This window comes from Zoogloea sp. (assembly GCF_044344315.1).
In the GTDB taxonomy this organism is placed as follows: Bacteria; Pseudomonadota; Gammaproteobacteria; order Burkholderiales; family Rhodocyclaceae; genus Zoogloea.
Genome location: NZ_JBIJDC010000154.1, coordinates 1 through 8839, shown reverse-complemented (window position 1 = coordinate 8839; position 8839 = coordinate 1). Strand labels below are relative to the sequence as shown.

Annotated in this window: 8 protein-coding genes; 2 read left to right on the top strand and 6 right to left on the bottom strand. The window is 62.0% G+C overall.

What is annotated here, in order from left to right; translation table 11 throughout:
* Positions 1-79 precede the first annotated feature (79 nt).
* The 6 genes from ACIQ09_RS20980 to ACIQ09_RS20955 form a co-directional block, all read right to left on the bottom strand.
* A complete protein-coding gene (locus ACIQ09_RS20980; RefSeq protein ID WP_148581817.1) occupies positions 80-1351 on the bottom strand; it encodes a TolC family protein in 1272 nt (423 codons plus the stop codon).
* Positions 1352-1617: 266 nt separating this feature from the next.
* Positions 1618-1956: a copper-binding protein gene (locus ACIQ09_RS20975; protein WP_346285389.1), complete on the bottom strand. Its 339-nt coding sequence runs from the start codon at positions 1954-1956 to the stop codon at positions 1618-1620.
* Between the two features lie 30 nt (positions 1957-1986).
* Positions 1987-2418 carry a DUF411 domain-containing protein gene (locus tag ACIQ09_RS20970; protein ID WP_141355057.1) on the bottom strand — a complete coding sequence of 144 codons (432 nt, stop codon included), beginning with the start codon at positions 2416-2418 and terminating at the stop codon, positions 1987-1989.
* A 116-nt stretch (positions 2419-2534) separates the two neighbouring features.
* Entirely contained in the window at positions 2535-3200 is a 666-nt protein-coding gene (locus tag ACIQ09_RS20965) for a cytochrome c (RefSeq protein ID WP_169148589.1), read from the bottom strand.
* Positions 3201-3237: 37 nt separating this feature from the next.
* Entirely contained in the window at positions 3238-4659 is a 1422-nt protein-coding gene (locus ACIQ09_RS20960) for a multicopper oxidase family protein (protein WP_299886589.1), read from the bottom strand.
* Between the two features lie 16 nt (positions 4660-4675).
* A complete protein-coding gene (locus ACIQ09_RS20955) occupies positions 4676-6118 on the bottom strand; it encodes a TolC family protein (protein WP_299886595.1) in 1443 nt (480 codons plus the stop codon).
* 490 nt (positions 6119-6608) lie between these two features.
* Between ACIQ09_RS20955 and ACIQ09_RS20950 the strand changes: the two genes are divergently transcribed.
* Together ACIQ09_RS20950 and ACIQ09_RS20945 are read left to right on the top strand one after the other, a co-directional pair.
* On the top strand, positions 6609-7292 hold the full coding sequence (locus tag ACIQ09_RS20950; RefSeq protein WP_169148592.1) for a heavy metal response regulator transcription factor: 684 nt from the start codon (positions 6609-6611) through the stop codon (positions 7290-7292).
* Entirely contained in the window at positions 7283-8728 is a 1446-nt protein-coding gene (locus ACIQ09_RS20945; RefSeq protein WP_299886600.1) for a heavy metal sensor histidine kinase, read from the top strand. Before ACIQ09_RS20950 ends, ACIQ09_RS20945 begins: the two co-directional genes overlap by 10 nt.
* The last annotated feature ends 111 nt before the right edge of the window (positions 8729-8839 follow it).

Here is an 8839-nt window from a genome sequence, read left to right as displayed (position 1 = left end):
GCCGGCCGCTGGCCCAGCCAGTAGCCACCACCGGCCGCCAGGGCGACCGAGAGGCCGATCGCAATACCTGCGCCTGTTTTCATAGATCTTCTCCGAGAATTCGTTCGATTTCTGCAAGGCGCATCTGCGCGTCGGCCTGAGCCTTGATACGGTTTTGACGGGCCTGACGGATCTGCCGCTGGGCGTCGAGCAAGGTGGCGAAATCCACTTTGCCGGTTTCGTAGCCGGCCAATGCCGCCTTGAAAGTCAGTTCGGATTGCGGCAACAAGCTGGTTGCGGCAAGGGCTTCGGTGCGCCGGGCGGCGTCGAAGCCGGACAGGTTCTCGGCCAGTTCCCCCAAAACCTGGTTGGCGGTAGCGTCGCGACGGGCTTGGGCGGCCGACAACATGGCTTCCGACTCCCGTTCCTGGGCACGGCGGGAGCCCTGCTGCAGGGGCAGGTTCAGTTCGACCATCAGCTCCCATTCCTTCACGGAACCCTGGTACTGGATCGGCGAGACCCCCAGCGTGAAGTCCGGGTAGCGGTTCTTGTAAGTCAGTTCGCGGTTCTTCTCGGCTGAGCGGATCCGGGCCTCTTCGGCAAAGAGCTGCGGGTTCTTTGTCCGCACACGCTCCTCAAGGGCCAACGGGTCGAGCTGGGCCGGGGCTGGGAGCGTTCTCAGGCGCTCTGGCGCAGCCAGGGGGGACGCGCTGGGCCTTGCAAGGAGGGCATTCAACCTTGCCTGGAGCTGCCGGCGTTCATTCTCGAGGGCGACCAGCTCGCTCTTCATGCCGGTCTGCTCCACCTGTGCCCGAATCACGTCCTGCTGAGCCGCCAAGCCACCTGCGTAGCGCACCTGGGCGATCTTCTCCAGGCGCGTCATCAGGTCGAGGATTTCGCGGGTCAGCTGTTCATTGCGATAGACGTACTGGAGCTGGGAATAGGCGGTCTTGATCCGGGCCGCCAGTTCTGCCCAGGTGCCGCTGGCACGCCCTTCGGCGCCGCGGGCATCGAGTTCGGCGATTTCCCGCTTGAGATCCCGCTTCCCGAGCCAGGGCACGTCCTGCATCAGCAGGTAGCGTGTGCTGCCGACTCGGGCCGGCGCCAGCGTCGGGTTTTGCTCACCCATCCGGGTGATGTCGCGTAATTCGGTTCGAAACTTCGGGTCCGGCAAGGCGCCGGCCGGTGTGACTCGCTCGGCGGCGGCTTCAGCCTCGAAACGCATCGAGGCGTATTCAGGATTGCGGCTGCGGGCGAAGTCCAATAGCGATTCGACATTGGCGCCAAGCGAGGCGTCCTGTGCCTGCGCAGCCAGGCTGAATGCCCCCAGCACCACGGCGTACAACCAACTTGCGCGCGGTTTCGTACGCATCTTCATTGATGACTCCCTGAATATTGTCGGATTCTGGCAAGCGAAGTCACTTCGCCAACAAGCCGTCACTTCTTACGTCGCCCCTTGCGCTCACGCGACTGCACCTTGGCGACTCTCGTCGACTTTGAGCTGAGCCGCCTCCTGAGAAGCCAGAACCCGAGTACGGCCAGCACAAGGCCGGCAGCACCGCCAATCATGAGCACTGCGGTGAGTTGCTCATGATTGAGAAGCGATATGTCGACCCGATGCACGGCAACACGAACAACTTAGTTGCGTTCCAGATGCACCACGGTCATCGCACCGTTGATCTGGTCCGCCATGAAGCGGATCTTGTCGCCGGCCTTCACCTGATCCAGCCAGGCCGGATCCTTGACGCGGAACACCATGGTCATTGCCGGCATGCCGTTGGGCAGCGGGCCATGGGACAAGGTGAGCTTGCTGGCAGACTTGTCCACCTTCTTGACGAGGCCATCGGTCATCTGGGCGGAAACGCCGCTTTTTTCACCGTGCATGGCGGTGTGATCCGCATGCTCGTCGGCAGCGATGGCAGGAATGGAAAATACAGTGCCTAGTACAGTGGCCAGGACGATGAACGGAGTTTTCATGGGGATTTCCTTCATGAGAGGTATCGGATATCAGTGACGGGCAAACACGCTGGTCGAACCATCGGCTTTGACGAGCAGCGTTTCGTAGGGCATTGGTTTGGCGCTCTCCATGCCGGGGGAGCCCGGCGGCATGGAGGGAACGGCCAAGCCAACGGCCTTGGGCTTCTCTTTCAGCAGGCGCTGGACATCCGCCGCCGGGACATGCCCCTCGATGAGGTAGTTGCCGACCTTGGCCGTGTGGCACGACCCGTAGGCGTCGGGCATGCCGAGCTTCTTGCGCTGCCCCGGAACGTCTTCCACGTCATGCGTCTTCACGTCGAAGCCCTGGGCACGCATGTGCTCCACCCACTTCCCGCAGCAACCGCAATACGGGCTCTTGTACACATCGACCGAGGCCCCAGCCAGGGCGGTGCCTGCCATCAGGCCCAGCACGGACGACAAGATCAGCGTCTGCAGTTTCATGACGATTCCTTTGGTGATTGGGATGGCTCATTCTGGCAAGCGCACACCGACGAGAAGCTGTCCTGAAAATTACATTTCTGTAATCTTCAGGCAGAGGCTCTGCGGTCCTTGGGCCCCTAGTGTGTGTGCTTGAAGCCGGGCGGATGCGTGTGCCCCTTCTTCTCCACGACGACGGGAGAGACGGGTTCATCCTTGGCATGGTCGCTATGGTCTTCATGAGCCTCATGGGCATCAAGCCCACCATGGCTGTGTCCTTCGCTGGATGCCACAAGCGCCGTGTAGTCCGCCGCAGTCAGCCCGGGCAGCCTCTGGAGGAAGGCAACCAGATCCCAGATCGCTTCATCCTCCATCCCGCCCTTCGACCAGGCGGGCATGCCTGAAGCCTTGATTCCGTGCTTGATGATCCAGAACTGACGGGCCTGGGCGAATTGGGGGTCGAGCGCAGCTTCGGGCTTGACGGTCAGCTTTGGGGGTGTCGGATAGAGCCCTTTCCGGATCTCCGAGTCCTCTGCTTCCGGAGACAAGTGACATCCCACACACATCGCGTCGTAGTTACCCGAGCCCCGGCGGACCCGTTCCGGATTCGTCAGATCAACAGGCGGCTTGATCTCACTTGCCCGAACTGCGATGGAGCGCTCACGCGCGAATTCGAGCAAACGATAGGTCAGCGGGTGATGGGGCTCGTCGGCGGCAACGTTGATGGCGCCGGAGTAAAGAAGGACGGCCCCTGAAGCCGCACCCACGGCAGCCAGAACCGCCAGGGTGATCAGAGTCTTGTTCATGATGGGGTTCCTCAGTGCTTGTTATCGTGAGTGGAACTCAGTGACCGGAATGCGGGCCGGGCTTTCGGACCTGCACTTCGGTTGCTGCGGGCTTGCCCGTCGCCGGCATGGATTGCCCCCCCTGGGTTTTTGCGCGCGGCGGCTCAGCGGCGGGCCCGGTCCATTCATAGGCACGGGTGCCGGGAGGCTGCTTGTACCAGCCGGGGTCGGAGTAATCGCCGACCTTCTGCTCGGCACGGACTTTCAGGACAGTGAACATGCCGCCCATCTCCACCGCACCATAGGGGCCTTGGCCTGTCATCATCGGAAGGGTGTTGTCCGGCAGCGGCATCTCCATTTCACCCATGTCGGCCATGCCGCGCTCTCCCATCACCATGTAGTCGGGAATGAGATCGGTGATCTGCTTGGCGGCCTCCCGGTGATCGACCCCGATCATCGTCGGCACGTCATGGCCCATCGCATTCATCGTGTGGTGGCTCTTGTGGCAATGGAAGGCCCAGTCACCGGCTTCGTTGGCGATGAACTCGACTTGACGCATCTGCCCGACGGCGATGTCGGTCGTCACTTCCGGCCAGCGCGACCCCTTGGGCGTCGGGCCGCCGTCGGTGCCGGTGACCGTGAATTCGTGACCATGCAAGTGAATCGGATGATTCGTCATCGTCAGGTTGCCGACGCGGATACGTACCCGGTCGTTCTGGCGCACATTGAGGGAGTCGATGCCCGGAAATGCCCGACTGTTGAAGGTCCACAGGTTGAAGTCGAGCATCGTGTTCACCTTCGGTGTGTAGCTGCCGGGATCGATGTCGTAGGCGTTCAGGAGGAAGCAGAAATCCCGGTCCACCTCGTCGATAAGGGGGTGCCGCTCCTTCGGATGGGTAACCCAGAAGCCCATCATGCCCATCGCCATCTGGGTCATCTCGTCGGCGTGGGGGTGATACATGAAGGTGCCTGGCCGGCGTGCCACGAACTCGTAGACGAAGGTCTTGCCAGGGGGAATCTGAGGTTGATTGAGTCCGCCGACACCATCCATTCCGCTGGGCAGGCGTTGCCCGTGCCAATGAATGGTCGTGTGCTCGGGCAGGCGGTTGGTGACAAAGATGCGGACCCGGTCGCCTTCGACCACTTCGATCGTTGGGCCGGGGCTTTGTCCGTTGTAACCCCACAGGTGGGCATTCATGCCAGGAGCGATCTCCCGCACAACCGGCTCGGCCACAAGGTGAAACTCCTTGACGCCCTTGTTCATGCGCCACGGCAACGTCCAGCCGTTGAGGGTGACCACCGGGTTATAGGGCCGACCGGCGCCGGTGACGCCTCGCGGGAAATGCGGAGGCGCCGTGTTCGGGTCCTCCTTCAGGATGAGTTCAGGAAGTGCGGCCATGGCGACGGAACTGACCGAGGCCGCGGCCACGGCGCCACCGGTCAGGCCCAGGCTTTGGATGAATGCGCGACGGGATGTCATCGGGTGTCCTTTCGGTTCAGTGATCCGGACGGCCGGTGCTGGCCGGGGAAGTGCGCGCGGCGGCGGCCAAGGAGGGCTTGCCGATCAGGGCCATTTGTAGATCACTCTGGGCAATCCAGTAGTCACGCAGGGACTCGATGTAGCTGTTCACGCTGCTGATCTGGGAGCGGGCATCGGCAAGCAGATCGAAGACCCCGATCAGCATGCCGTTGTAGCGCAGTAGGTTCTCTTCGGCGATCCGCTTGTTGAGCGGCACGATTTCGTCCCGGTAATGCTTTGCAATGTCGAAACTGTTGCGATACGCCGAATAGGCTTCGCGGACTTCCGAACGGGCGTTGATGGCAGCTTCCGCCGCACGTTCAACGGCCTGACCATAGATGGCTCCCGCCTTGGCAACCTTGCTGCCGCCAAAGTCGAAGATCGGGAGTTCGAAACTCACTTCGTAGCCGCGTTTGTAGCCGCTATCCCGCGTTCCCTCCAGGACACGTGCCGGCCCAAACTCCAGCACGTTGATGAAGCGTGTGGCCTGGGTGAGGCCAAGGTTCTTGGCCAGCGCCTCGGTTTCGAGACGGACCGCCTGGAGATCAAGGCGCTGATCCAGCGCCGTTTGCTCGACTGCCGGCAGCTCGTCGGGCAACTTGGGCAGATCTGGCAGGCGCTCGGGGAGTCGAATCGCCTGGGGTGATGGCAAGCCCAGCAGCTTGGTCAGCCGCTCTCGCGCCGCAATGCTGGCTTGCTCGGCCCGAGCCAGATCGAGGGCCGCGGACGCATAGAAACCTTGCTCGCGCGCCTGCTGCAACCGGTTGAAGTTACCGACTTCCGCCATCTTGCGGGCCAGGCCAGCGCCGGCTTCCGCGGCCTGCCTGACTTTCCGGAGGTAACGGACCGACTCTTCGGCCGCGATGGTTCCAAAGTAGGCCTTGCGCGTCTCGGAGGCCAGTCTCGCCACCTCCAGCGCCGTCATGCGCTGGGTCTGGGCGAAGTTGCGTTTCTCGACCTCCACGGCAAGCGGCATGGTGATCAGCGCGAACAGGTTGAAGGTCAGCACCTGTTCGATCTTGAATTCGCGTACGCCATTCTCGGCGCGGCTGGTACGAAGCATCGAAAAATGGGGGTTCGGCAATCGCCCGGCCTGGACCATCTCGGCTTCGCTGATCCCAAGATCGTAAAATGCAGCGCGAAGTCCCCGGTTGTTGTAAATGGCGACCTGAACAGCATCCTCAGCAGCCAGGGGCTTGGCCAGCAGCTCGGTCACACGTGTATCGATCTCCTTGCGGGCCTCGTCGCTCCTCGCCCACTGGGCATCGGCACCAATACGGGCGCGGGTCGTTTCCCGCACGGTGTCGAAGCCTCCGTCCGGGGAGAAACTGGCACAGCCGCTCAGGACCAGCGTTCCAAGCACCAGGGTGGTCAGCCCCTTGATGGCGCGGGAGTGTCGGGAAGATAGGGTTGAGCGCATGGCGAACTCCTAATGGTGATGGTCAGCAGGAGGCCTCGCTGAGGCCGGCGGCATCGCTCCGCTTTCCTTCTGCAAAGCCCCGTCGGTGTTGGCAGGTGCCGCATGGCCTGCATGCGCGCCGTCTGTACGCAGGACGCCTTCATTGGCCGCTCGCCATGCGCCAACGGGGGCTTCCGACCAGGCACGATAATCGGACAAGGAGGACTCACGAGGGGAAGTCCTGGAAGCAGGCTCCAGGGTGGGCGGCTCAGCAGCCAGGACGCATTTCGTCAAGGCCAGTGCCAGCAGTCCGAGCAGGGTTGATCGCATCGGTCGTCTCCATGGGGTCAAAAGGGGGCCTCGGGAATCTGGTGTTCCCATGGCGAGCAGTGTGCGGTGCAAAAACCGACAGGAGACTGACCCGGGAATTACATCTTTGTAATCTTGGGAAGAATGGAAGTGGCTTGCGCCAAACTAACGCGGCCAAATAGAGAAGGCTGCGAGGAAGACAATGAAAATACTGATCGTCGAGGATGAACCCAAAACAGGGGACTACCTCAAGCAAGGGCTGGTTGAAGCCGGCTTCAATGTGGACCTGGTGCGGGACGGCATGGACGGACTGCACTTCGGGATGACCGATGTTTACGATCTCATCGTGCTCGACGTGATGTTGCCAGGGCTCGATGGCTGGCGCGTGCTGCAGGCACTGCGCAAGGCCGGCAAGGAGATGCCCGTCCTGTTTCTGACCGCCAAGGACAGCGTGGATGACCGGGTCAAGGGGCTCGAGCTGGGGGCCGATGACTACCTCGTCAAACCCTTCGCCTTCTCGGAGTTGCTGGCTCGCGTTCGCACGCTCTTGCGCCGGGGCGCCAAGAACAAGGAAGTCGACGCCCTGCATGCGGCAGATCTGGAACTGGACCTCCTGCGCCGACGCGTCACGCGCGCCGGCAAGCGGATAGATCTCACCGCGAAGGAATTTGCCCTCCTCGAGCTCCTGCTCCGGCGGCGTGGGGAAGTGCTACCGCGCTCCTTGATCGCCTCCCAGGTGTGGGACATGAACTTCGACAGTGACACCAACGTGATCGAGGTGGCGGTGCGTCGACTGCGGGCCAAGATCGACGATGGTTTCGAACCCAAGCTGATTCGCACCGTGCGCGGCATGGGCTATGTGCTGGAGGAGCAGGAGTGCGAGTAGTTCGCCCGCGAGCCCGCCGCAAGTCCCTGACCTTCCGCCTGACCCTGCTCTTTGCGGCAGCATCGACAGTCGTGCTGCTGATACTGGGCTTGATTGTGGCCGAGTCCGTCGAACACCACTTCGAAGAGCAGGACATGGAGGCCCTGAGCGGCAAACTTGAGCTGATTCGCCACGCCTTGGCCAAAGTGAATTCGCCAAAGGATCTGGCGGCGATTCCCCAGCAGATGGACGACTCCTTGATCGGGCATCATGGCCTGGTCGTAGCCGTAAAGGGACCGGACGGTCAAACCCTGTTCGCCACCCAGGATGCTCCCTTTCCCCAACCGTTACTGGATCGGGTCAAGACACCCGAGGCTGAGCGGCCTTACGTGTGGCAGGTCGATGATCAGTTGTCCTTCCGGGGCATCGTGGCTGAAGCACCCACCGGGGTTCAGGCATGGCCACCTGCCGTCGTCGCCGTGGCGACGGACATCTCCCATCACAACCGCTTCATGGACTCATTCATGAAGACCCTGTGGAGCGTGGTCATTGGTGGCACTTTGGCGACCGGGCTGCTCGGTTGGTTTGCTGCCCGTCGAGGCCTGGCCCCCCTTCGCGAGATGAAGCGAAGAGCCACGGAAGTCAGCGCCCAACGTCTCGACCAGCGTCTGCCTGTGGACGCCGTCCCCGTCGAACTGGCTGAGCTCGCTGAATCCCTTAACGACATGCTGGCCCGACTGGAGGAGTCGTTCAAGCGACTTTCAGACTTCTCATCGGACCTGGCCCATGAGCTCCGGACGCCGGTCAGCAACCTGATGACGCAAACCCAGGTTGCCCTCGCCAAGGCCCGTAGTTCTGCGGAATACCGGGAAGTGCTGGAGTCCAACTGCGAGGAGTTCGATCGTCTGTCGCGGATGATTTCGGACATGCTGTTCCTCGCCAAATCCGAGAACGGCCTCATCGTGCCAGGCCAGGAAACCTTTGATCTGGCGGACGAGGTTGCGGCCCTGTTCGACTTTTACGGTGCCCTGGCGGAAGAGAACGGCGTCTCGCTACGGCTTGAAGGCGCCGGCCAAGTGACCGGAGACCGACTGATGCTCCGGCGGGCTATTGGTAACCTCCTCTCCAATGCACTGCGCTACACCCCGTCTGGTGGGCGCATTGTTGTGACGGTTAGCGTCGTACGCGACAGCCCGGACGCCGAAGCCGTCCACCTCTCAGTCGAGAACACCGGAGAGCCCATCCCGTCGGAACACCTGTCACGTCTTTTTGACCGCTTCTATCGCGTGGATGCGTCCCGCCGTCACTCCGGCGATGGCGCCGGGCTGGGCCTTGCCATCACTCGTTCAATCCTGCGATCTCACGGAGGCGACATCGAGGGACGGACGGGGAAAGGCTGCAACATTTTCGAGATGTGGATACCGACATCGATCGTCACGCCCCGCAGCGCGGACTGACCTGTTTGGATGCTCACAGTGTCCGTACCGGTTTAAAACTGACCAGGTGTACCGGTTGAATTTTGACCAGGGACGATAGCCGCCCGTCATTCAGGCTGCTGTGGATAAGTC

What these genes read in the sequence shown, in the direction of transcription:
- ACIQ09_RS20980 (WP_148581817.1), bottom strand. Translation starts at nt 1,351, where the DNA reads ATGCGTACGAAACCGCGCGCAAGTTGGTTGTACGCCGTGGTGCTGGGG.
- ACIQ09_RS20970 (WP_141355057.1), bottom strand. Translation starts at nt 2,418, where the DNA reads ATGAAACTGCAGACGCTGATCTTGTCGTCCGTGCTGGGCCTGATGGCA.
- ACIQ09_RS20960 (WP_299886589.1), bottom strand. Translation starts at nt 4,659, where the DNA reads ATGACATCCCGTCGCGCATTCATCCAAAGCCTGGGCCTGACCGGTGGC.
- ACIQ09_RS20950 (WP_169148592.1), top strand. Translation starts at nt 6,609, where the DNA reads ATGAAAATACTGATCGTCGAGGATGAACCCAAAACAGGGGACTACCTC.
- ACIQ09_RS20975 (WP_346285389.1), bottom strand. Translation starts at nt 1,956, where the DNA reads ATGAAAACTCCGTTCATCGTCCTGGCCACTGTACTAGGCACTGTATTT.
- ACIQ09_RS20965 (WP_169148589.1), bottom strand. Translation starts at nt 3,200, where the DNA reads ATGAACAAGACTCTGATCACCCTGGCGGTTCTGGCTGCCGTGGGTGCG.
- ACIQ09_RS20955 (WP_299886595.1), bottom strand. Translation starts at nt 6,118, where the DNA reads ATGCGCTCAACCCTATCTTCCCGACACTCCCGCGCCATCAAGGGGCTG.